This is a genomic window from Kiloniella laminariae DSM 19542, assembly GCF_000374005.1.
In the GTDB taxonomy this organism is placed as follows: domain Bacteria; phylum Pseudomonadota; class Alphaproteobacteria; order Kiloniellales; family Kiloniellaceae; genus Kiloniella; species Kiloniella laminariae.
Genome location: NZ_KB893135.1, coordinates 290,485 through 312,713 on the forward strand (window position 1 = coordinate 290,485; position 22,229 = coordinate 312,713).

Genomic DNA, 22,229 nt, shown 5'->3' on the forward strand with positions numbered 1-22,229 from the left:
TGCATTACTGCTAGGCTCTCATATAAAGGGAGTTGGGTCATGGACTGGGAAAAGGTATTTGCCACGCGTTCTTCGCGGATGAAGGCATCGGAAATCCGCGAGCTGCTGAAGCTGCTGGACCAGCCGGATATCATCTCCTTTGCCGGGGGCATTCCCGATCCGGCGCTTTTCCCTGCCGAAGAGTTCCAGGCGGCCTTTGCCGAGACCCTGGGCGGCAAGCTCTGCACCACCGCGCTGCAATATTCGGTCAGCGAAGGCTATGCCCCGCTGCGCCAGTGGATCGCCGAACAGATGGCCGATCTTGGCATTCCCTGTGACATCGACAATATCCTGATCACCTCGGGCTCGCAGCAGGCGCTGGATTATCTGGGCAAGCTGCTGCTTTCGCCCGGCGATACCGCGCTGGTGAGCTGGCCGACCTATATGGGCGCGCTGGGGGCCTTTAACGCCTATGAGCCACGCTATGATCGCCTGATCGCCAACGGCAACCGCTCTGCCGCACAGTACCGCGAGACCGCCGCTGAGAACAACAGCCGGGTCAAGTTCGCCTATATGTCGGTGGACTTTGCCAACCCGACAGGCGAGACCCTGGACCTTGCCGGGCGCGAGCGCCTGCTCGACCTCGCCGCCGATCTAGATATTCCGGTGATCGAGGACGCCGCCTATCAGTCCCTGCGTTATGACGGCGATGCCATCCCGCCGATCCTGGCGCTGGATATCAAACGCAACGGCCACATCGACAAGACCCGCACGCTCTATTGCGGCAGCTTCTCGAAAACCCTGGCCCCCGGCCTGCGCGTCGGCTGGGTCTGTGCTGCCAAGCCTGTGATCTCCAAGCTGGTGCTGATGAAACAGGCCGCTGATCTGCATTCCTCGACCGTCAACCAGATCGCGATCCACGAGGTCGCGGCAAAGGGCTTTGACAAACAGGTCGCCAAGATCTCTGCCGCCTATTCCGCCCGCCGCGACTGCATGCTGGCCGCGCTGGAACAGCACATGCCCGAAGGCGTAAGCTGGAACCGCCCCGAAGGCGGCATGTTTGTCTGGCTGACCCTGCCCGAACATCTCGACGGAGCTGAACTGCTGGCAAAATCGATCGAGACCCAGCGGGTTGCCTTTGTCCCCGGCCGCGCCTTCTTCGCCGACGGTTCCAACGGCAACACCCTGCGCCTGAGCTTCTCCCAGGCCGGCGAAGCCACCATCAACGAAGGCATCAAACGCCTGGGACTGTTACTGAAGTCCTGTTGCTGAAGTCGGTTTAATTACCGTTACAGGCCCTGAACTTTAACAGCCCGTAAAGCGGGCTACTCCTTCCCGGCACGCCATTCTTTCCAGCGCAGGTAGGCAGTGGCACCGATATTGGAAAAGGGCTGGGGCGGCAGTTTTTTTGGCACGTCCTGGGTGGCAAAGGCGCGGGTGATATCGCTGTTCTGGCCGCTGGCCAGCTCGGCAGCACCGATCCCGGTCAGGGTGCCGCGGGTGGTGCCGAGGCCGTTCTGGACACAGGCAGAGAAGACGTTTTCCTCCAGCTCGCGCATGACCGAGACGGCATTTTTGCTCAGGCACAGGTGCCCAGCCCAGCTGTAGTCCATTTTCATGCCGGACAGTCTGGGAAACCGGGCCGCGAATTTCTTGTGCAGCACCTTCTGAGCAGTTGCCAGTTCCCCCGGCGAGGTCTGCATATCCGGCGCAAAGATTGCACAGCTGCGGGTGATGATCCGGTTGCCGCCCTGGGCGCTGTCAATCCGGCGCAGGGTTGTGCCCATGGGGTCAGCCGGGGTGATGCCCCAACGCGATCGCCCGCCCAGTGTCTTGAGCACAGCCGTATCCAGATCCGGCGTCATGGCGGCAAACAGAAAGATATGCATCAGCCGCCCCGGCAGAAAACCAAAGCTTTCCAGATGACCATTGACGCTGAGAATGATTTTAGGCGTGGTGACACTGCCCCTGGGGCAGGTCAGTTTCCAGTCCGGACCAGAGCGGGCAAAGCTGGTGACCGGGCTGTTCTCATAGATATCGAGCCTCTGCCGCAGCCCTTGGGCCAGCGCCTGAATATAGCCCGCGGGCTGAAGCATCACCGTTCCCGGCGTATAGAGCCCGGACAGATAATGGCGGCTTCCGGTCATGTCGGCCATATCCGCGGCAGACAGCATTTCCAGCGGCTCGCCCAGCCGTGTCAGATGGCGGGCATAGGCGGCATTGTGGGCCACACCTGCCGGACTGGCTGCGCCATTGACCTTGCCAACAGGATCAAAAAAGGCAGGGTTGATGCCGTATTCCGCCACGGCCTCGCGGGCGAAATCAATCGCCTTGCGGTTGAGGGCAATGATCTCGCGGTCGGCCTGTTCGCCCTGCCCGGCATAGTCGTCCGAAGCCAGATCGTGCGGCAGGTCGATCATAAAACCTGAATTGCGTCCGGCGGCCCCTTCGGCCAGTGCCCCGGCTTCGAGCACCACAATCCTTGCTCCGGGGTTGAGCTGGGAAAGACGACGCGCGGCCGACAGGCCTGCAAAGCCCGCCCCGACCACGACAAAGTCGGCAGTCAAATCATGTTCCAACGCAGCTCCGGGCATTTGCGGCGGCAGGATATCGCGCCAGGCGGCAAGGCCGCTATGGCGGGGGAGACGCTTTGCCTTATAGACTGTCATGCACCGAACCTGCCCCGAACTGTTTTGCCTGCTGGATGACGAGTATCTTCTCTGGCGCACTCAGGCGCTGATACGCCGCCGCCCCGATATCGCCTTTTCCCGTCAGGTATTGCACCGCCTCAGCCCCCGTCCTCAACTCTCGGCCCTCAGCCCTCAGCCCGGATTGTTGCAATCTCGGCCCTCAATTGCCGGATCACCTGTTCCAGCGTCTGTCTTTCCTCTTGATCCAGCCCCAGGAGCGGCGGGCGCATTGGCCCGCTATCAATGCCGTTCAGGGTCACGCCCTGTTTGACGCACTGGATAAACTTGCCGCCCTGTTCCAGCACCCGCATCAACGGCATCATCGCCGACATGATCCGACGACCCTTGTCATAGTTGCCCTCAAGCACACAGGCCTGATAAAGCGCGATATGTTCTTCGGGCAGGAAGTTTGATCCGGCACAAACCCAGCTCTGCGCGCCCCAGGCGAAAAATTCCAGGGCCTGGTCATCCATGCCACAGGCCATCTGGATATGCGGATACTCCCGGGCCAGAAGATGCAGGCGGTTGATATCGCCCGAGCTCTCCTTGATCGCGCAGACATTGCGCGCCCCCCCGACCCGATCCAGAAAGGTCTCGCCCATGGAAACACCCATGCGAGCGGGATAGTTATAGAGCATGATCGGCAGGTCAGCCGCCCGGTCTATCGCCAGGGCATTGAGGGCGTTTTCCTCTTCAGTTGGTACGGAATAGGGCGGGGTCGCCACCAGAATGGCCTCGGCCCCCATTTCCCGCGCCCCACGGGCCAGGTCGATGGAATCAGAAGTCATCATCGCCCCTGTCCCGACAATCAAGGGCAAGCGCCCCCGGATCTGTTCCTTGGTAAAGCGGGCAATCTCCAGCCGCTCGGCAACACTCTGGGCATAGTTCTCGCCCGTCGAGCCCCCGCTGATCAGACCGTGGACGCCCTTGTCGATCAGGTTCTCGATCACCGCAGACAGCGCGTCATAATTGATCGATCCCCCTTCATGAAACGGGGTCACAAGCGGCGTATAGATCCCCGAGAATGTCATCATCGGCGATGTTGTCTTATGCGGGGCCATGTGCCCTCCTGCTGATCCAGTAAAATCAAGAGGTAACATTACCCCCTAAATCAGGCAGATTTCTGGAATCCAACAGCTGATTATTGATGCAACATACGATTAAAAATACAATATGTATACAATATTTATGAGTGATGAAATTTATACATCCCACCTGCCCATAACAACAGCCGATCGGCGAGCCCCCCTCACCCGCAAAATCCCCACATACAATCACCCGCAGAAAATATTCACCGCGTCGCGCAGCATTGAGGCGGCGGTGGGGGTCGGTTCGCGTTCCCAGAGTTATGCACTCTCAACATATGGCATTACTCTGTAGTTAATCGACTTACACAAGGCATAAGCGGGTGAAGATTGTAAGTCTTCACGTGTAAACGTTGAATCTGGATAGCCCCCAAACTCGACCCCGATGAAACCCGCAAATTGTAATATTTTAATACCATCTGAAATAACTTGGTTAGAAAGTTTGCGGCTCTCTTTCAACCCGTATTCTTCAACACCAACCAACGACACAAAAGCGCATACCCATTCGACATTCTCTTCATCTGAATAATCGCGGGTATTTATCAAGATGTTTAAAATAATCCCTGATCCCTCAGTATATCTTACTTCATACGACTGAACGACAGAATCACAAAAGAACCAAAATCGCTTTAGAAACTGGTCATAGTCATTTACAACAATCAGATTGTCCATTCGGTTTTCCTCTGGTCAAATTCACCTATTGGGTTCAACACTTGGCAAACAGTTTCTAAATCGGGAATAAATCATTCTAGCCCGCAAGTAGATTATCCCTTTAAAGTCGTGGGCAGGAACTGCCCCTCACCCGCAGATAATATTCACCGCGTCGCGCAGCATTGAGGCGGCGGTGGGGGTCGGTTCGCGTTCCCAGAGTTTGTGGTACATGATGCCATAGATATCGCTGTGGATCTCGACGCCCATTTCCCAGCCGTCACAATGGGCGAGGAAATCGTCTTTGGGCAGGGCCAGCGGCGCGACCGAGAGCTTGCCACCTTCGGCAGAAGCGACCAGTTTGTATACCTTGCCTTCATTCGCGGCGGCGGTGATCATGGCCGGGGTTATGTCGGTGATGCCTGCGACGGCGACGTCCTTCAGTCCCACTTTCATCCGCAGGATGGCATTGGCGATGATCACCAGCTTGTTGGCGGTATCCCAACCGCCGACATCCAGGCTCGGGTCAGTTTCGGCGATACCACGGCGCTGGGCTTCGGCCAGAGCGTCGTCATAGGAACGTCCTGTTGCCATTTCCCCGAGAATAAAATTGCTGGTGCTGTTAAAGATGCCGCGCAGGCGGCTGATATCCCCGGCGATCATGTCGCGCCGTCCCATATTGATAATCGGCAGGCCGCCGCAGACCGTGGCGCTAAAGCCCAGCCCGGCACCAGAACGGGCAGCGAGTTCGTGCAGTTCATGATAGGCCAGCACCAGCGGCCCCTTGTTCGCCAGCACCACAGTGATGCCCCGGGCCAAAGCCTTGCGTGTGACCTCCAGCCCCGGTCCACCTGTTACCAGATCCACCGGTGATGCTTCAAATACCAGATCGCAGTCCAGCGTCTCGATCAGCTCCACCATGGAACGCCCCGGCTGATAGCCCGGCAGGTCAGCGGTGGATTTCCCCGCCTGCTTGGCCGCAAGGATTTCTCGCGGATCGTACCCTTGCTCATCCTGGCTCGCGGCAACCCCGCGGCTGTCGACCAGCGCCACCAGACGGATTTCCACCTCGTGATCCTGCTGCAGACGGTCTTTTTTATCCGCCAGAATGGTCATGAGATGGCGGTTGACGCTGCCCAGCCCCACCAGTGCTGCTCGAATAATCATGCTTTTTCCCCCTGTTACAGAATTCGGATAAACCGATTTATCTGTCTTCCTTGTCTGCCTGCCCAGTAAAGCGGCTTCTGATAAAAGCATCTCGGCACAAGCTTTCTCCCGAACAAAAATGCACCAGGGCTGCCAGGATCTCAACAGAAATTCTGACAGCCCTGATCATACAGGCCTGGCTTGATTATCCCGTTCAGCAGGGGGAAAGAACCGCAGTAATCGCGTCCAATCCTGCCCGCGCCAACTCTCCCGCTCTATCGCTTCAGCGCTTCGAGCAAGCGATCGGCCGTTGAACCGGAAGAGGCCGGGTTCTGGCCGGTAATCATCAGACCATCACGGATCGAAAAATCGGCCCAGTCAGCAGCACCACGGAAGGTTGCCCCGGCGCGTTGCAGTTCCTGTTCCACCGAATAGGGCACGAGATCTGTGGCCCCAACCGCGGCTTCCTCGCTGTCGGTAAAGCCTGTCACCTCAAGGCCCTTGACCAGTGCTGCTCCGTCGGCTGTCTGCGCCTTTACCAGCGCAGCAACCCCATGACAGACCGCGGCGATCGGCTTGTTGTCGCTGTGGAATTGTGTCAGCAGAGCCAGCGAGGCCGCGTTGTCGGTCAGGTCATAAAGCGGGCCGTGGCCCCCGGGATAGAAAACCGCATCAAAATCAGCTGCCGCGATATCTTCCAGCTTTTTGCTGTTGGCCAGCTGTGCCTGGGCCTGATCATCTTCGGCAAAGCGACGGGTTTCAGCGGTTTTGAAATCATCGCCGAGGCTGGCAGGGTCCACAGGTGGCTGTCCACCAGCGGGGGAAGCAATTGTCACCGAAGCCCCTGCATCGAGAAAGCGGTAATAGGGAGCGGCAAATTCCTCCATCCAGAAACCGGTCTTGCGACCGCTGGTTCCAAAATCTTCGTGGGAAGTCAAAATCATCAGAATATTCATCGTCGTGTCCTTAACTACAGATACTTTGGGGTTACAGATGCTTTGGTTGGCGTCTGAAGCAAAGATAATTCGTTAGGCACTTGAAGTGAATAAGCCTCCTGATCTACATTATGTATCAAATAATTTGACAATAAGAGGCTTGAAATGGACGAGCTGCGCGGCATGGTGACCTTTGCCCGGGTGGTGGAAAGCGGCAGCTTTGCCGAGGCAGCCCGCAAATCCGGTGTCGGACGCGCCGCGATCAGCCACCAGGTCAAGCAACTGGAAGAACGGCTCGGCGTCAGGTTGCTTCACCGCAGCACACGCAGCCTCAGCCTGACCCACGCGGGGCAGGACTATTATCAAAGCTGCAAAATCATTGCCGATGAGGCCGAAGCAGCCAGCCGTCGGCTTCAGGCCCTGAGCAGCGAACCGACAGGACGGGTGTCGATCACCTGTTCAACCAACTATGGCCTGAAACGTATCGTTCCCCTGCTCAGCAGTTTTCGCCAGCTCTATCCCAAAGTCGAGCTAGAGGTCGAGCTGACCGATCAGATCACCAATCTGATCGAAGGCGGATATGATCTGGCCATCCGGGCCGGGCCACTGCAGATTTCAAACATGATGGCGCGCAAGCTCTGCTCGGTCCAGCGGGTGATCTGCGCCACCCCGGCATATCTGGAACAGTTTGGTCGCCCCGCCAACCCAGAGGAACTCGCCAATCACAACTGGGTGGTCTACAGCCGCCAGACGAGCCAGATCAACCTTGTGCGCGACGGGCAGCAGGTCACCATCAGGGTCAATGGCCCCGTGCATACCAACAACGCCGGTGCCCGGCTTCAGTTTGTGCTGGGCGGACACGGGCTCGGCCTTCTGCCGGAACATGAACTGTGGGATCTGCCCGAAGGCACGCTGGAGGTTCTGCTGCCAGACTATCAGCTCGCCCCACTGGATCTTTTTGCGGTCTATCCCCCCGGCGCGGCCTCAAGCCTGAAAGTCAGAATGCTGATTGATTATCTGGCCCTGGAACTGCCCAAGAGCGGGCAACAACCCGCAGAAGGTTTTCTGTCCGATAATCAGAAAACCTGAAATCGGCGGACACACCAGAAATGGCGAGGCAATCCAGAAGTGAAGAGACATGAAGGATACTGCCGGACAGTCCGAGATCTGCAGCAAATTGACGTAAAGTTGCTGGAACCATGCCAAGCCAGCAAAACAGCAGAAAGTACTTTCGGGGGCTTCAACAGAAGCCCCCTCCACGCAATACATCCGAAGGATAAAAGAAAAGCTGTGCCGGAAATTATCCCTGCCAGGAATTACCCTTGTTTGATCATCGCCTGATAGAAATAAGGGAAACCTTCATCATCTTTATCAACCACAAGATTACCGCTGACATCCCACCCCTTGTTCAGCATGTCGGTTATCTTTTTATTCAGATCATCCTGACTGTGTTCCAGGATCAGCTTGTATTCTCTCATTCCGACTTCCCCTTGTCCAATGACCAGAGTTCCAATAGCAAGGAATCTGCGCCACATATTATTTCAGAAGGTATTGCAACAGAACAGAAATCCCGATTTCAGGGTGACCTCTGCAGCGCACTTACCTCAGCATCACTATGCCGCAGAAATATTAAAAGGATCTAAAAATTCCAGACAAGGTCGTCGCTAGGATCAAAATATCTACTTCCCCGATCCCTCTGGATATTCTCTTCCTGCGGCCTTGCCGGTCAGCCCCTTGCAGAAAAAATGCAGAAAACAAATCCGGAAACTAATGAGGGCAACTGCTGCCAAAATCCTTCCCAAAGGCCCTTCGCCACCTTATTGTTATTGTCGAACAGACGCGTCAGACAGCTGTGCCAATATATTTTACTGTTTTCAGAAAGCACGTCGTGCCGGAAATTTATATCAACCAGGAAGCCACGGTTAATCATCCAGATATTGCCGAATTCCTCCGGCTCTGCGACAAAGCCCGTGGCCAGGGGTACATGACTATACCCCTGATCCAGAACAGACCTTTTCTGTCCTACTGGCCAACGCTTATTCTCAACCGCTGGGACGCGGAAAAGCAGGACTTCCTCTACAGTTACTGGGGGTCAGGTCTTGCCACTGTCTATGGGATGGATCTGAGCTGGAAATACATCAGGCGCGGCGAATTTCCCCAAACAGAAAACATCTTCTGGCAGGCCCATCACGATGTGATCACACAGCTCAAGCCCGTATATCTCAGCACCACCATCCACTGGCTGAACAAAGACTTTCAGCAGCTCAACGCAGTTATTCTCCCGCTTGAACGCGACGGATCGGTCAGCGAGACCCTGGCCTATGTCAGCTTTGATCAAAAAAAAACTGATCAATGACCAGCAGCTCGGTTTGGTTGTCATAGCGCATGACCCGCCGACAGGTCCCTTGCAGGAAACCTTTCTCTGTCCCCTTCCCCGGGTTACGGATTAGGACGCGGACAGAAAAGATCTCATAACAGTTTCAGCAATCGATAAAGACAGGATGGAACCTTGCCAGATAGACAGGCGAATAACCTGCAAAGTAAAATATGAATTTTTTGCTAAACACCTCCTTTTCCTGAATAAAATAATGACATACTCCTGTATGATGCTATACTTCCGGCAACATCGAATGAACCCTTCGTTTTCAGATTCAAATTCAGTCTAGCTGCCGGGGTCGCATGGTCGGACAGCAGTCGGGGAGAGTGATATAAGCAGCATTATCCGCAACCATCCCCAAAGTATGGCCCATCCGGAAATCAGAAAATTCATGTCTCTTTGTAATCCACTGAGAAATGATGCGCCCCTGTCTCTGCAACAGATGCAAACCCGCCCCTTTCTGGCTTTCTGGCCTTCGATGATTGTCAATCGATGGGACAGTGACGCCAATGATTTTCTCACCACCTTCTGGGGCACCAGACTGGTCGAAGCCTGCGGCCTGGAACAGACCGGGCAGCATGTTCGGTCCGCCGGAGGAGAAACCGGGGAAATTTTGCACCACAGCCATGCCGAGGTGATTAAAACCGGCGAACCCTTATATCTGGGCGGACAACTTGACTGGTTCAACAAATCACACCGCCGCTGGGATCAGGTTACCCTGCCCCTGACCCGCGAGAATCCTGCCGAAAAAGATCTGTCGGCAACAATTTCGTTTCTGGTTTTTGCCGGATAAAAAAGCCCAAAGGACGATACCCCGAAGAACAATAAACAGGGCATAACGGAATAGAGCAGGGCTTCAGTCGCGAAAGCTGGAAAGCCCCGCACCAATATCGATAAATTCCCGGTTTGAAACGGTCACAAGCTTCAGACCGTCCGGGTTATGAAACTCATCTTTCCCGGGTTTATTTATTTCATTGGTCTGACAGAGCACAACCGGGTTCGCCCCCATATCGTTTTCCACCGGCACCATCAGTACCTCAAGAAACATATGCCGACCAGAGGTCATGGCATGGTTGGAAATAACCCGCATGGCGCAGGGCTGCTCAACCACGGCCCAGAAAGACCCACCGGATTTCTCCCGCCGGGCAGGATCGACAAAATCCAGGTAATTTTTCCCGGTCATGTCAGCCCCCATACGCTCGCGGATTGCTGTCCCAATCAAGCGGAATTTTATAAAATCCCGGGAAACCAACTCATAGATACTCAGGGTGGATAATAGTCTGGGAACTCTCTCCGGCAGGAAAGAACTGCGTAAAGGCAACAGTCCCTCCCGCGGGAGGGATTGCCAGTGCTCAAAAAATGCGACACTGTGCGGGTGCTCAAATTTAATAATCTTCTCGCCCCTGTCTGATCCCGATTGATCTTTCATCACTCTGGCTCCCGGCATAAACGGCTCCTCGGGCTTCCTCTATCACAGAGCCTTTACCTTCTCCAGAGCTTAACAATAACACCCTTCCTGCATTCTTGTATATTTTCCTCGGGGGAAAAGCATGGGAGACCACATCCCCACCACCATAGGAAATATTTTATAAACACATCTAAATCACAGATGGAAAATTCTGTCGCTTCAAGCTACACTGATAAAGACAACACGCTCAAAACTTTGACCGTAAATTTTAGCCGGGGAGAAGGTCAATCAACTCGATCCAGCGCAACAGGGAAGAAAGTATCCACCACCCGGAACTTGTTGCATTCCAGTCTCTTTGTGATCATATCCGGGAGGGGGGTATTCTGACCAGACAACAGATACAGAGTACCAGGGCAATGCTGCCCTATTGGCCGTCCATGATTGTTAACCGCTGGATAACCGAACAACAGGATTTTCAGACCACCTTTTGGGGCACCCGTCTGGTAGAGTTAAGCGGGCAAGAACCTACCGGGCACTATCTCAGCGACGCAGGTCCCGGAACCAGCGAGATACTGCGGGCCACACACCGCGAGGTACTGTCAAACCTGACCCCCACCTGGCTTTGTGGTGTTTTCGACTGGTTCGACAAGGAACACCAGCACTGGCACCAGATCACCCAGCCTCTGGCTGATCATGATCCGGAAGACAACACCCGGGACATCGTGGTCACCAAGACGCTCACCCTGATGGCTTTTAGTTAATAGCAGGCAACGACAGGCGTTTCTCGGCGTAGTGTTTCGCGAAAAGTCTCTACAGAACAGTCCGGTAACCTGCCTGATATCATCCGGCACTCAATCTTTGAAGTCGGACAGACCTGCACCAATGTCAAAAAAATCCCGTCCAGCCACCGTAATAACCTTCAGGTTTTCGGCTTCTTCGGGCGAGCGGTTGTCCCGCGCTTTGATCTCGTTGCTCTGCAGCAGGATCACGGGGTTTTCACCCAGGTCGTTTAAAACCGGCAACACCACCACCTCAAGGAAAATCGTCCGGCCAGTCGAAAGATTATAGTTGGAAAAAACCCGCATACCACAAGGCTGCTTCATTGGCGCCCAAAGTGATGCACTCGCTTTTGCCCTCCGCTCCGGCGCGACATAATCCAGATAATTTTTTCCCGTATAGTTCTCGACAACCCGTTCACGTATCGTCGAGCCAACCAGACGGAATTTGATAAAATCCTCGGAAACCAGCTCGTAGATACTCAGGGTCGGCAAAAGACGGGGTATTTTCTCGGGCAGAAAAGAGCTTCGTAACGGCAAAACACCTTCGCGGGGAAGGCTTGACCAGTAATCAAAAAAACTCTGGCTGTTGGGATGCCTGAATTCTATTATTTTTCTACCCTCGCCATCTCATAAAATCTCGGCAATAGATCACAAACATAAACCCTGAATGTTTGTGTTTTCCTCTGACAAAACATTACTTTAGATAAGACAAACTTACAACGGCAGGATCGGAAGCCGACAAACAGCCCTGCAGCAGCACAAGCCTATCTGGTCCCGGATAAAATATTGTTAAGATCTTGCGGGAAAACACATGAGCTGGTTCCCTTTAATCACGGAAAGTCGAGATTCCCGCCCCGATATCGATAAAAACCCGTTCCAGCGGACGAATAAAACGGGGGCGATCCCGATCGCCGGGCTCAGACATTGCAGTCAAAGCGTCCGGTCCGTTTGCTTTCGGCTCATCTCCCTTGGGCATTATTTCTGGCGCAGCCTCTGCAAGCTCCTGCGCCTGTTCGCAATCGATCTCGTTTTTTTGAAAAATAATCAGGGGCGCCTTTCCCTCAGCCTGTGAAAAGGGCAGCCCAAGGGATTCCATCTTGACCATCAGGCCACTCTTGAGTTCCTGTTCGATGATAACATACATCCCACAGGGTTGGGTTCCCATAGCCCAAAGAGATTCTGACGCCTTGGGACGACGTTCCTTCTCAACCAGATCCAGGTAATTATCCCCGACACCGCGATACCCCAGTCGATCCCCAAGAACCGACCCGCGCAAACGGACCTTGATATAGTCCCTGGAAACCAGCTCATAGATCATGAAGTTGGTCATCAGAGAAGGCAGCTCTTCCGGGCGAAAGTCACTGCGGCAGGGCAACAGATCCTTCCGGGGCAGCGCTTGCCAATAGTCAAAAAAGACCCGGGTCTTTTTATGCCTGAACTCCACCATTCCCCCGCCTTTTCCCGTACACCCTTGTTCCCGCAGCTTAAAAACGGAAACATCATCACCGGAAAATCACCTTATTACAAGTAACAACAATATCTTATAGACTATTTACTGGCTTGATCGCTCGCAGTGGTAACCCAAGGTAAAGCTCCAAAAACGCAATGGTTGCCGACTGTGCCACAGCGCCTCGGTGGCGGGACAGAAAAAGGGATGCACAAGCTTCAGTGATCCACAAAATCACTTATGCCAGCCCCGACATCAAAATACTCCCGGCGATTGAGATGGATGTACCGGGTCTGGGTTTTTGTGCCTGACTGCCCCGGTCTGTCGAGCAACGTATTTGCTTCGGGAGGATTCCCGTTGGCATGACGTTTTTCAATAAACTCGCCATCATGGTCCTGAAAAACTTCATTACTTTGGAAAATAACCAGAGGATTTCCGCCCGGAGTATCATTCAGCAGTGGCAGTCCAACGGTCTCCAGCAGGGCATTGCGCCCGCTCCAGAGTTCCTGTTTCAGGAATACCCGCATGCCACAGGGATGTTTGGCCAGGGCCCACAGGGCTTCGGCGGCATTTTTCCGGCGGCTTTCTTCGACAAAATCCAGATAGTTGGTCCCGGTCCGATACGCTCCAAAGCGGTCGGCAATCAAGGTGCCTAACAGGCGAATTTTGATATAGTCCGGAGAAACCAGTTCGTAGAGCAACATGGTCGAAAGCAGCGAAGGCACTTGTTCCGGCAGGAAACTCTGCCGGAAAGGCACCAGGTCCTGCCGCGGCAAACTTTGCCAGTACTCAAAGAGGTTCCGGCTTTTTGAGTGTCTGAAATCGATAGGATGGTAATCCTTCAATAATGCCTCACCCAACTTGTTTCCTCGCCAATCATAACCCGCCGATCATAACTGGCCAATCATGACCGGGCCAAACATGACCGGACAGTCTGACAACAGAGCTCCAGTATATATGGTAAATGAAAGGTTAACAAAGTGTTTGTTTTTCTCTCTTTACGGGAATGAATATTTTCGGCCCCATCTTGCCCCCCGTAAACCCAAGAACAACACCCCGAAATAAAAACAGGTCAAATGCGTCAGCAAGGACCAAAACCAGGCAGAGCCAGGTAAATCACCTGTCCTGTAATCCCGTAAACTCTGGTAATTCCCGCGCCTAGTTTACAGAATGGCAAAGCTTGACAAGTCGCCCGGCGCCCCAAAATCAACTGAGCTTCCGGGGATTACCCTGAAGGATTTGAAGCAATTTTCCGATCCGCTGGTCTCCTTTCAATTCAGGGCGATGGGTCAGGACAATGCTGATTTCGGCGTCCTCTCCAGGCAACGAAAACCGGGATACCCGGGCTTGCAGTTCAAAGCTGTTCACAATGGAAAGCGGCAGGACAGAAGCACAGATCCCGGCACGTATACAGGCAACAATACCATCAATCGTTGATATTTCCATCACCTTGGGCGAAACCAGGTCCTGGGATCTGTACCAATCGATCGCAAAGTTGCGATAGCCGCCCCCTTCCTGGACCAGCACCATGATCGGCAGAGTCAGGGCCTCTTCCAGCGATGTCACATTTTTCGGAGCCAGATACACCAGCGGCTCGGTAAAAAGTTTATGGGTGACCAGATTGTCCTGATCCCGACTGCGCACCCGGCGATCCACCACCACAGCCGCATCCAGTCGGCAATCCTCGACCTCCCGGTTGAGATAGCCCGAGACACCGGCTTCTACTGTAATCTCGGCCTCGGGATACCGGTTCTGATAGGCCGGGATAAAGCGCGGCAGCAAATGTCCGGCCTGACTGTCAATGAAGCCCAGACGGATATGTCCCTGATCCTTCGGGTTGATCGCCTTCATCGCCGCCTGCTCAAGCGACAGCATTGCATTGGCATAACCCAAAAGCTCCTGCGCTTCATGTGTCGGGATCAAGCGGCGATGGGCGCGTTGAAACAGCGCCGTCCCCAGGTCCTGTTCCAGCTTGCGGATCCGCGCGGTGACATTGGGCTGGACCGTATGCAACTGCTCGGCAGCCGCAGTAATACTGCCCAGATCCATAACCAACTTAAAGGTACGCAGGGATTGCAGATCCATCTTTGATGCCTTTTCTTGTCTTCCGATCAAAACGACGGATTGAGAACACCGGAAAGGGCCAATCGTAAGACCTTGCGCTGATGTCTATCGGCTGAAGCCACAAGGGGTTCAGGTTCCCGTTTGTGGAACCCAAATCTTATATCATCACATCATTATATTTTATGTATTTATTAAAACAAACTATTATTATTGATGTCTGTTTTTCTGTTTGATCAAACCATCAAAGATCACATTGCCGGGATTTGTTCCGGAACATCCGGGACCAGTCCCGGCAGACAGAAAAGCAGAAAACAGCATGTCACAGGAACTGTGGATTACCTTTGTCCTGGCCGCCGCCGCCAACACTCTGGCTCCCGGCCCTGCTATCGTACTGGCAATCAAGAACGGGTTGTTCCTGGGCATGCGCAAAGCGCTCTATTCCACCCTTGGCAACATTACCGCCATCGGCGGCGTCGGTCTGGCTGTGTCACTGGGGTTGGGGGCGCTGGTGACAACAAGACCGGAAATCATCTCGTTCCTGCGGCTTGCCGGGGGCAGTTACCTGCTCTGGCTGGCCTTCCAGAACGCGAACAGAGGCATGGTTTCTTTCGAAAACCTTGGCACGGCTCCCTCTGCTGCTGGCCCAAATACCAGTTCGAATATCAGCCATAATATCAGCCCCACCCCCTTGGCCCTGTTCCGCCAGTCGCTGGTGGTCGGCCTGACCAACCCGAAAATGCTGACCTTCCTGCTCGCACTCTTCCCCTTCTTCCTCGACCAGTCACGGCCAGTCGCGCCCCAGTTCCTGTTGATGACCGGAACCTTTATGACCCTTTCCTTTGTTTCCCTCAGCAGCTTCGCCCTGCTCGCCGTACGCCTCTCCGGTCTGCTGTGTCGCCCTACCGTGATCCGCAACATGAACCGGACCATCACCTGTGTCTTCCTTGGCTTTGGTCTGTTGCTTATCTCGGCAGGACTGTCGGATTTAATCAGGTAGGTTCATGCTCTGTTTCGGTAAAAGCTTGATCACGCACTGTGGGACAGCTCTTGCCTCGGCGAGATGCCATAGTGGCGGGAGTAGGCGCGGGACAGGGCGGCGGAGCTGGAAAAGCCGACACGGCGGGCGATAACTTTCAGCGGGGTGCCCTTGCCCAGCTCCATTCGTGCCAGGGTCAGACGCCAGTTCGAGATATACTGCCCCGGCGTCACCCCCAGACAGTTGCGAAAGGAGTTGGCAAACTGCGTGCGCGACATGGCGGCAAGGGCCGCCAGTTCTTCCAGACAAAAGGTATGGTCGGGGTTTTCATGGATCGCAATCACCGCCAGCGACAGGTTGGGATGCGCCAGCCCGGCCAGCAGGCCAACCTCGGTTTCACCTGCCTCGATCAGATGGCGCAACAGGCGGATCACCACAATCTCGCACAGACGGTCGATCACGGCTGATCCGCCACAGCGGGGAGCACTTGTCTCTTCCAGCAAAATATCGGTAACCGCCTGCAGGGCCTTGGCCTGATCCAGCCGGACAATCACCAGATCGGGCAAAGCAAGGGCAATCGGGTTGGCTTCCCCGCCGGTATCGACCAACGCCGAGACCTGCGCGATGCCCCCTGCCTTCGTCATTTCGGCTGGAAACAGACAGTTTGTTCCTGCCGGAAGTCCGCGCGGGAAGAACACCAGCAGCGGAACACTCTCCTCCAGACCCTCCAGCCGGGGATCATTCAGGGCAATCTGTCCCCGCCGGGCAATATAGAAATTCGCCGGGGAAGACTGCGCAACGTCGCTCAGGCGGGATCGCGGGAAGACCTTCGCTTGAACCCGAAAGCGCTTGATCAGTGCCGACAACCGATCCGGTCGCGCTTCAGTCATTTCCAACTCCTGTTATAACAAATCTAATTTGGTACGATGAGATAACATATATGCACAAATTGTTACTATAAGTTCATTATATTAATATCAACGCGCCGATGTCCAGTCCAAGCAAGCGCCAGGCCGCAAGCGTTTCTGGAGATCTGCCCAAATGAATATCAAAGCCAAAGTCATAACTGCGAAAGGTAATATAAACGTGTTGATCCCCCGCCAGAAAACCCCCGGTCTCTCTCTGCCCACCCTGTCACACGGGTCGTTTGATCTGGGCAGTGATGCGGCCCAAAACTTCACCCTTGTTACCTTTTACCGCGGCCTGCACTGCCCGCTCTGTGCCACCTATCTGAAAGAGCTTGAGCGCCTGACCCCTGACTTTGCCGAACGCGGCGTCAAGACCATTGCCATCAGCTCAGATGGCCAGGAACGCACCCAGGCCATGGCCGACAAGATCGAAGCCAAGAACCTGCGCTTTGCCTATGACCTCCCCCTCAGCCTTGCCCGGGAATGGGGTCTCTATATTTCCACCTCGCGCGGCACCACCTCTATCGGCATAGAAGAGCCTGCGCTTTTCTCTGAACCCGGTGTCTTTATGGTCCGCCCGGACCAGACGCTTTATTACGCCTCTGTCCAGACCATGCCCTTTGTCCGCCCCGCCTTCCGCGAGATGGTCGGCGCGCTCGACTTCATTCTGGCCAACGACTATCCCGGTCGCGGTGAATATAGCGGCGCGGTCTAAAACCTGATCCCGCTGACTGTTTCCGATCAAGGAACAAGCCCCAGACCAACAGCACAAACAGTCTGGGTTTTTCAGTTGGGTTTTTGGCTTCCCCTGGCTTGCGAGCGTCTGGGGGGGCCAGAAACAATACCCCCGGCGATCATTTCACAAGCGATCATGCCGGGGGTATTTGTTTTTCAAAGACAGTCCACAGGACGTTATTTGAGGGCGCTATTTTGGGAGCTATTTTGGGAGCTATTTTTCCGGTACTTTCCGGGCTGTTTTCAACAGGTTCTCATCATCTGGGAAAGCCGAGCCGCCTTCGGGAACAAAATAGACATCATCCGTAGGCGAGCGGTGCAACGCCACGATCACGCTGTCTCCAATCGCTCCCTGATCCGGGCGCTCGGCAATCCATTGTTCAAAAACCAGCTGTTGCGGTGACGGCCCCCTGAAGCTTTCCAGCACATCAGCTTCGATCCGGTAAAGCCAGAGATCCCCGCTCTGTTTTTCCAGCGTAAATCCGGTAACCTTCACATGCGCGACAAGATCAGCCACAGCCGCTTTTTCGGCCAGATCTTTTTCAAAAAACTTTGCCAGACCATCCTCTTGCCCGCTTTCCTCCTGTCCGCAAGCAGCAGTCAGCAAAAACAGAAAGCCGCAGAGTGCCTTTAATAAAAATCCCCGTAGAACCAAACCCGGTAAAACCAAACCCGGTAAAATCAATCGGGGTAAAATCAATCGGGGTAAAATCAATCCGGTTTTCAGTATATCCTGCTTCATCTTTTCAGTTCCTTCTGCTCCGGATCTCTTCCTGTTCCCGCAGGTTTGTCCCCAAAGGTTTGTCCATGCAAGACAGGCCCTATACTAACACGCAAGACAGGAGAGGATTGTGCCTTATCTGTGATCCGCACCCTGCTGTCCTGCTAAGGCTATCCTGTAAAACGGACCCGGTTAACAGGGCTGAACTTTTTTCAGCCAGTCCCCTTGCTTCAGGCTGGTCCGGCTGACCCGGTATCCCTCTTCCGGAAAGTCGCTCTGGTATACAAACCCAAGCTTGCGCAGAATATGGAGCGAGGCCGCATTGTCACTGCGGGCGAAAGCCTGAATGGCAGGCAAGCCCAGCTCTTCAAATCCCCAGGATATCATCAGCCCGGCCGCCTCTGTTGCCAGCCCCCTGCCCCAGCCCGCCGGAAGCAACCCATAGGAAAGCTCGACCTCGCGGCTTTCTTCCGGGCCCTCTCCGCTTTCTTCCCGCAGGCCACATTCTCCAAGGAAGTCATCGTTCTTCCGGTCAAAAACAGCCCAGAGACCAAAGTTTCTTCGTTGCCAGTGATCGAGAATAATCTCCAGCTGCCGGTCACTCCCGGCCCGGTTCTGTGTGCCGATCTTGCGGATCGCCATGACCTCGGCATTGCCATACAGCCGGAAGAGATCGGCCTGATCCCCCGCCCTGAAGGGCCGCAGATACAGCCGCTCGCTATAGAGTTCTTTCAAATTCTTCCCTCCCGCTTGCCCCGGACGTCCCCGAGAACACCCCCAAGAACGCCCCAGATAAAATCTGCAAGTAACGCTGTAGCAGAAACGCAGAAGATGCAATGGTCTGCTTTAAGCCGCTTATGGTCTCGTCCGGAAACCATCTTGTTGAAGAGATCCCTTCAACAATTGACATCATCTGCTCTCAAGACAAAAAATACGATAAAGCTTATCCATAAACCTCATGCTCTATCTTAACCGGCATGACAGAAACGGGCAGGAGAAAAGCAGTGGAGAAAAAGATCGACCTGAACAGCTGGTCCCGGCGCAGCCAGTACAATCTGTTCAGAGGCTTTTCCAATCCGCATGTCAGCATTACCGCCAAAGTTGACGTTACCCCTGTTATGCAGGCACGTCAGTCGCATGGGGTTTCCCCTTTTAATGCCCTGCTCTTTTGCCTGATGAAGGCAGTGAATGCAGTGCCGGAACTGCGCAGCCGTTTTCGCAGCGGGGAAATCAACAGGGAAATCAACAGGGAAATCAGTGGGAAAAATGGTGAGGAAATTATCGAACATGCCGTCATCAACCCTTCGGTCACTGTCCCGATCGAAGATGACGGCTTTGCTTTTTGCGAAGTTGAATACAGTCCGGACTGGGGCCTGTTCAACCAGCGCTGTCAGCTCGCCGTCTCAAGGGCCAAGACCCAGCCGGAGCTGAAAGACAACACCAGCCACCGGGATGACTGGATCTATGGCAGCTGCCTGCCCTGGCTTGACTTCACTGCTCTGCAGCACCCGCTTTCCGGGCCGGATGATTGTATCCCCCGTATCGCCTGGGGGAAAATCACTTCCCGTGAAAAAACGGTTCATGATAATATGGCCCGGGAGAACACGCCCCTGAACAGTCTCCCTGTTCAGCCTGCACAGCAGTCCTGGCAGATGCCGGTCAACATCACCGCCCACCACGCCCTTGTGGACGGCCTTCATATCGCCCGTTTCTTTCAGAAACTCGAACGGGAAATCAGGGTTTTCCCATTCGATTGTTTGCGCTGATTTTCAGGGATTTACCTTTTCAGGGCTGGTTCTCAGAGATTTTCCTCGCAAAACGCTGACACGCCAGCACCAAGGTCGATATAATCCCGCAGGAAAAGCCGGACGTAGGTACGCGGATCGAATTCCCGGTCCGAGGGCTGTTCCGGCAGACCACGTTCTTCCCCCAGAATATTGCGCTGGAACAGGATCCAGCTGATCCTGCCCTCCCGGTTAAGCAGAGGCAAGCCGACAGATTCCAGCTTGACGGTCAGACCGCTTTGCAACAGGTGTTCAGCCACGACCCGCATGCCACAGGGAACCCGGGCAATTTCCCACAGGGCCTGCGATACCTTTTCCCGGCGCTGCGGTTCGATAAAGTCGAGAAAATTTTTGCCTTCTCGCTCCTTGCCAAAATCCTGGGTGATCCCTGTTCCCATCAGGCGGATTTTGATATGATCGGCTGAAATCAGCTCATACATCATCATCGTTGGCAGTAGTGCCGCAGCTTTTTCCGGATGATAATCCTGACGGTACGGCACCAGACCTTCCCGGGGGATTGTTCGCCAGAACTGGAAGAACTGGGCGCTTCTGGGGTGTTTAAAGTCAACCAAGCCTACATCACTCTCTCAAAGCCGGATCTGCATCTGTCCCTCTTGTTCACCAACACTGCTGGTCTGCAGTTAAGCGACTGAAGGGCAAGAAAAATACTGTCATACCCTCAACCTCTTTGTAAACAGCTGTTGATTTTTGCCTCTGCTATATTCAACCGACAGACCACAACCCATTTTAAAACCACCCCCATCACGATAAAGTCATTGAATTCCCACAACCTGACTTTTAAAAATACTCCTCCTGTATTACAATTGAACTTTGAACAGCCACGATTGCACATTCGGGTGATCATGATAGCTAAAGTCTACTTAGCCTTTATCTTCGGCATGTTATCCTCAGCCTTTCTGTTCTGGGCCGTGCCTTCTCCTGTTTACAGCGCCCCGGCAAACTGCCCGACGATCCACATAAACGGAACCACAGACTGGTATCCAGTTATCATGCGGACAGAAAGTTCCAGAGATTTACAGGGGCTGGCCCCGGATATCGCCCGGGAAGTCTCCCGACGCCTGGATGTCCCCTTGCATGTTGACCGCAAGCTTCCCTGGAACCGGGTACTTTCACAGCTGGAAAAAGGCGAACTCGACATGCTGCTCGGCGCTTACTGGACCCCGGAACGCGCTCAGATCTACAGCTATACCGAACCTGTTACGACGGATGAGGTGACGATTTTTGTCAGAAAGGGAGATGAGCAGTCCTATAGAGAGCTCAATGATCTGGTTGGTTACAAAGGTCTGCGTCCGATGGGAGGTTCCTATGGAAAAGACTTTGATCAATACGCCGCCCGACATCTGAGCATACTCGAAGTTTCTGGCGAAAACCTGATCGAAATGCTGGCTGCTGGCAGGGCTGACTATGTCGTTCTGGCCCGCTATGACGGCATTGCCGATGTTTTTGAAACCGGGAATACAAAAACAGTCATCCCCTTGCCCTGGAATGTTGCTTCGAACGATGTGTATTTCATGATCAGCAGGGCCTCACCCTGCCATGCCTTGCTTGAAGATATAAACCGGATCATCCTTGAACTTCACAACGAAGGCTTTATAGAAAAGCTCGAAGCAAAGTACGCCTATTTCAATTAACCCTTGCCCGTTCCCGGCTTGTTTCCTGTCTGTTCGCCGGCTGCTCCCTGCCTGATTCCCCCCTGTGACAACTTGCTGCTTTTGTTGATCAATCGCCACTCCTAAAGTCTTAGGACAGACAGGTACGAGAGGGCACCATGAAACTGGAACACGACCACTCCCAAACCGCCATCCGCGCCAGACTGGCCGAGGAAACGTCGGTAAACTACCTGCGCGACTGGGTTTACGGCAGCATAGACGGGGCCGTCACCACCTTTGCCGTGGTCTCGGGGGTGGTCGGTGCCCAGCTCTCCTTGCGGGTGATCCTGATCCTCGGTGTTGCCAACCTTCTGGCCGACGGTTTTTCCATGGCCGCGGGAAACTACAGCGCAACCAAATCGGAACTGGATGATGCCGAAAGATTGCGCGAGATCGAACGCAAACATATCCGTCAGGTGCCGGAAGGCGAGCGGGAGGAAATCCGCCAAATTCTCATAGCCAAAGGCCTGCGCGGCCACACACTGGAAGAAGCCACGGATGCAATCACCTCGAACGAGGAACTCTGGATCAACACCATGCTGGCCGAAGAATACGGCATTTCTCCGGTATCGCGTAATCCCCTGCGTTCGGCCCTTGTGACCTTCAGCGCCTTTTTCCTCTGCGGCGCGATCCCGCTGTTGCCCTTTATCCTCGGGCTTGGAGACGCCTTTGTTATCTCGACGCTTCTGACGGCTGCTGCCTTTTTCCTCACCGGCATGGTCAAAAGCCGCTGGTCCCTCGCCCCCTGGTGGCGCTCTGGAAGTGAAACCCTCCTGATTGGCGGTCTGGCTGCCGCAGTCTCCTATGGCGTTGGTTATCTGCTGCGCGGGGTGGTGGGATAAGTCACGGTATAGAAGAGTAAAAGGTACAACTTAAA

The 22,229-nt window shown here is 54.4% G+C and carries 26 protein-coding genes; 10 read left to right on the top strand and 16 right to left on the bottom strand.

All coding sequences use genetic code 11. The annotated features are described in order from the left end of the window. The first annotated feature begins 39 nt into the window (after positions 1-39). Positions 40-1,251, top strand: a complete 1,212-nt coding sequence (locus tag B152_RS0106080) for an aminotransferase-like domain-containing protein (protein WP_020591509.1) — start codon at positions 40-42, stop codon at positions 1,249-1,251. A 53-nt stretch (positions 1,252-1,304) separates the two neighbouring features. Here B152_RS0106080 and B152_RS0106085 read toward each other — a convergent pair whose 3' ends face one another. From B152_RS0106085 to B152_RS0106115, 6 genes are all read right to left on the bottom strand, one after another. Next, positions 1,305-2,648: an NAD(P)/FAD-dependent oxidoreductase gene (locus B152_RS0106085; protein ID WP_020591510.1), complete on the bottom strand. Its 1,344-nt coding sequence runs from the start codon at positions 2,646-2,648 to the stop codon at positions 1,305-1,307. Next, the gene (locus tag B152_RS26505; RefSeq protein WP_281168710.1) at positions 2,635-2,763 is read right to left on the bottom strand and encodes a hypothetical protein; all 129 of its coding nucleotides are present in this window, start codon (positions 2,761-2,763) and stop codon (positions 2,635-2,637) included. The genes B152_RS0106085 and B152_RS26505 overlap by 14 nt, the downstream gene beginning before the upstream one ends. A gap of 31 nt (positions 2,764-2,794) precedes the next feature. Next, positions 2,795-3,730, bottom strand: coding sequence for a dihydrodipicolinate synthase family protein (locus B152_RS0106095; protein WP_020591512.1), 936 nt, complete (start codon positions 3,728-3,730; stop codon positions 2,795-2,797). 285 nt (positions 3,731-4,015) lie between these two features. Beyond that, on the bottom strand, positions 4,016-4,426 hold the full coding sequence (locus tag B152_RS0106100; protein ID WP_020591513.1) for a hypothetical protein: 411 nt from the start codon (positions 4,424-4,426) through the stop codon (positions 4,016-4,018). 126 nt (positions 4,427-4,552) lie between these two features. Beyond that, positions 4,553-5,569, bottom strand: coding sequence for a hypothetical protein (locus tag B152_RS0106105; RefSeq protein ID WP_020591514.1), 1,017 nt, complete (start codon positions 5,567-5,569; stop codon positions 4,553-4,555). A gap of 254 nt (positions 5,570-5,823) precedes the next feature. Next, positions 5,824-6,504 carry a type 1 glutamine amidotransferase domain-containing protein gene (locus B152_RS0106115; RefSeq protein ID WP_020591516.1) on the bottom strand — a complete coding sequence of 227 codons (681 nt, stop codon included), beginning with the start codon at positions 6,502-6,504 and terminating at the stop codon, positions 5,824-5,826. Between the two features lie 144 nt (positions 6,505-6,648). Between B152_RS0106115 and B152_RS0106120 the strand changes: the two genes are divergently transcribed. Next, the gene (locus B152_RS0106120; RefSeq protein ID WP_020591517.1) at positions 6,649-7,572 is read left to right on the top strand and encodes a LysR family transcriptional regulator; all 924 of its coding nucleotides are present in this window, start codon (positions 6,649-6,651) and stop codon (positions 7,570-7,572) included. 227 nt (positions 7,573-7,799) lie between these two features. Here B152_RS0106120 and B152_RS0106125 read toward each other — a convergent pair whose 3' ends face one another. Further along, the gene (locus tag B152_RS0106125; protein ID WP_157230905.1) at positions 7,800-7,961 is read right to left on the bottom strand and encodes a DUF1737 domain-containing protein; all 162 of its coding nucleotides are present in this window, start codon (positions 7,959-7,961) and stop codon (positions 7,800-7,802) included. 410 nt (positions 7,962-8,371) lie between these two features. On the opposite strand from B152_RS0106125, the gene B152_RS0106130 reads away from it, so the two are divergent. Further along, entirely contained in the window at positions 8,372-8,839 is a 468-nt protein-coding gene (locus B152_RS0106130; RefSeq protein ID WP_020591519.1) for a hypothetical protein, read from the top strand. 412 nt (positions 8,840-9,251) lie between these two features. Next, on the top strand, positions 9,252-9,653 hold the full coding sequence (locus B152_RS0106135) for a hypothetical protein (protein ID WP_020591520.1): 402 nt from the start codon (positions 9,252-9,254) through the stop codon (positions 9,651-9,653). Between the two features lie 63 nt (positions 9,654-9,716). On the opposite strand, the gene B152_RS0106140 is transcribed toward B152_RS0106135, so the two are convergent. After that, positions 9,717-10,289: a PAS domain-containing protein gene (locus tag B152_RS0106140; RefSeq protein WP_020591521.1), complete on the bottom strand. Its 573-nt coding sequence runs from the start codon at positions 10,287-10,289 to the stop codon at positions 9,717-9,719. A gap of 395 nt (positions 10,290-10,684) precedes the next feature. Here B152_RS0106140 and B152_RS0106145 point away from each other — a divergent pair, with 395 nt between their 5' ends. Further along, complete coding sequence (locus B152_RS0106145) at positions 10,685-11,029, top strand: PAS domain-containing protein (RefSeq protein ID WP_020591522.1); 345 nt, start codon at positions 10,685-10,687, stop codon at positions 11,027-11,029. Positions 11,030-11,119: 90 nt separating this feature from the next. On the opposite strand, the gene B152_RS0106150 is transcribed toward B152_RS0106145, so the two are convergent. From B152_RS0106150 to B152_RS25085, 4 genes are all read right to left on the bottom strand, one after another. After that, positions 11,120-11,656: a PAS domain-containing protein gene (locus B152_RS0106150; protein WP_157230949.1), complete on the bottom strand. Its 537-nt coding sequence runs from the start codon at positions 11,654-11,656 to the stop codon at positions 11,120-11,122. 217 nt (positions 11,657-11,873) lie between these two features. Continuing rightward, positions 11,874-12,494, bottom strand: a complete 621-nt coding sequence (locus B152_RS0106155) for a PAS domain-containing protein (RefSeq protein ID WP_020591524.1) — start codon at positions 12,492-12,494, stop codon at positions 11,874-11,876. 218 nt (positions 12,495-12,712) lie between these two features. Then, the gene (locus B152_RS0106160; protein WP_218044360.1) at positions 12,713-13,354 is read right to left on the bottom strand and encodes a PAS domain-containing protein; all 642 of its coding nucleotides are present in this window, start codon (positions 13,352-13,354) and stop codon (positions 12,713-12,715) included. 346 nt (positions 13,355-13,700) lie between these two features. Continuing rightward, positions 13,701-14,579 (bottom strand): LysR family transcriptional regulator, encoded by an 879-nt coding sequence (locus B152_RS25085; RefSeq protein WP_020591526.1) that lies wholly within the window; start codon positions 14,577-14,579, stop codon positions 13,701-13,703. A 295-nt stretch (positions 14,580-14,874) separates the two neighbouring features. Here B152_RS25085 and B152_RS0106175 point away from each other — a divergent pair, with 295 nt between their 5' ends. Beyond that, on the top strand, positions 14,875-15,555 hold the full coding sequence (locus B152_RS0106175; protein ID WP_020591528.1) for a LysE family translocator: 681 nt from the start codon (positions 14,875-14,877) through the stop codon (positions 15,553-15,555). Between the two features lie 29 nt (positions 15,556-15,584). On the opposite strand, the gene B152_RS0106180 is transcribed toward B152_RS0106175, so the two are convergent. Beyond that, positions 15,585-16,424: an AraC family transcriptional regulator gene (locus B152_RS0106180; protein WP_020591529.1), complete on the bottom strand. Its 840-nt coding sequence runs from the start codon at positions 16,422-16,424 to the stop codon at positions 15,585-15,587. A 151-nt stretch (positions 16,425-16,575) separates the two neighbouring features. On the opposite strand from B152_RS0106180, the gene B152_RS0106185 reads away from it, so the two are divergent. Further along, on the top strand, positions 16,576-17,157 hold the full coding sequence (locus B152_RS0106185) for a peroxiredoxin-like family protein (protein WP_020591530.1): 582 nt from the start codon (positions 16,576-16,578) through the stop codon (positions 17,155-17,157). A gap of 234 nt (positions 17,158-17,391) precedes the next feature. Here the strand turns inward: B152_RS0106185 and B152_RS0106190 are convergent, their stop codons facing one another. After that, on the bottom strand, positions 17,392-17,919 hold the full coding sequence (locus B152_RS0106190) for a hypothetical protein (protein ID WP_020591531.1): 528 nt from the start codon (positions 17,917-17,919) through the stop codon (positions 17,392-17,394). Positions 17,920-18,090: 171 nt separating this feature from the next. Beyond that, positions 18,091-18,633 (bottom strand): GNAT family N-acetyltransferase, encoded by a 543-nt coding sequence (locus tag B152_RS25090; protein WP_020591532.1) that lies wholly within the window; start codon positions 18,631-18,633, stop codon positions 18,091-18,093. Positions 18,634-18,902: 269 nt separating this feature from the next. Between B152_RS25090 and B152_RS0106205 the strand changes: the two genes are divergently transcribed. Further along, entirely contained in the window at positions 18,903-19,664 is a 762-nt protein-coding gene (locus B152_RS0106205) for a CatA-like O-acetyltransferase (protein ID WP_020591534.1), read from the top strand. A gap of 32 nt (positions 19,665-19,696) precedes the next feature. Here the strand turns inward: B152_RS0106205 and B152_RS0106210 are convergent, their stop codons facing one another. Continuing rightward, entirely contained in the window at positions 19,697-20,254 is a 558-nt protein-coding gene (locus B152_RS0106210; protein WP_083921824.1) for a PAS domain-containing protein, read from the bottom strand. Positions 20,255-20,545: 291 nt separating this feature from the next. Here B152_RS0106210 and B152_RS0106220 point away from each other — a divergent pair, with 291 nt between their 5' ends. Both B152_RS0106220 and B152_RS0106230 read left to right on the top strand, forming a co-directional pair. Continuing rightward, entirely contained in the window at positions 20,546-21,334 is a 789-nt protein-coding gene (locus B152_RS0106220) for a substrate-binding periplasmic protein (protein ID WP_083921825.1), read from the top strand. A gap of 137 nt (positions 21,335-21,471) precedes the next feature. After that, complete coding sequence (locus tag B152_RS0106230) at positions 21,472-22,194, top strand: VIT1/CCC1 transporter family protein (protein ID WP_020591539.1); 723 nt, start codon at positions 21,472-21,474, stop codon at positions 22,192-22,194. Positions 22,195-22,229: the final 35 nt, after the last annotated feature.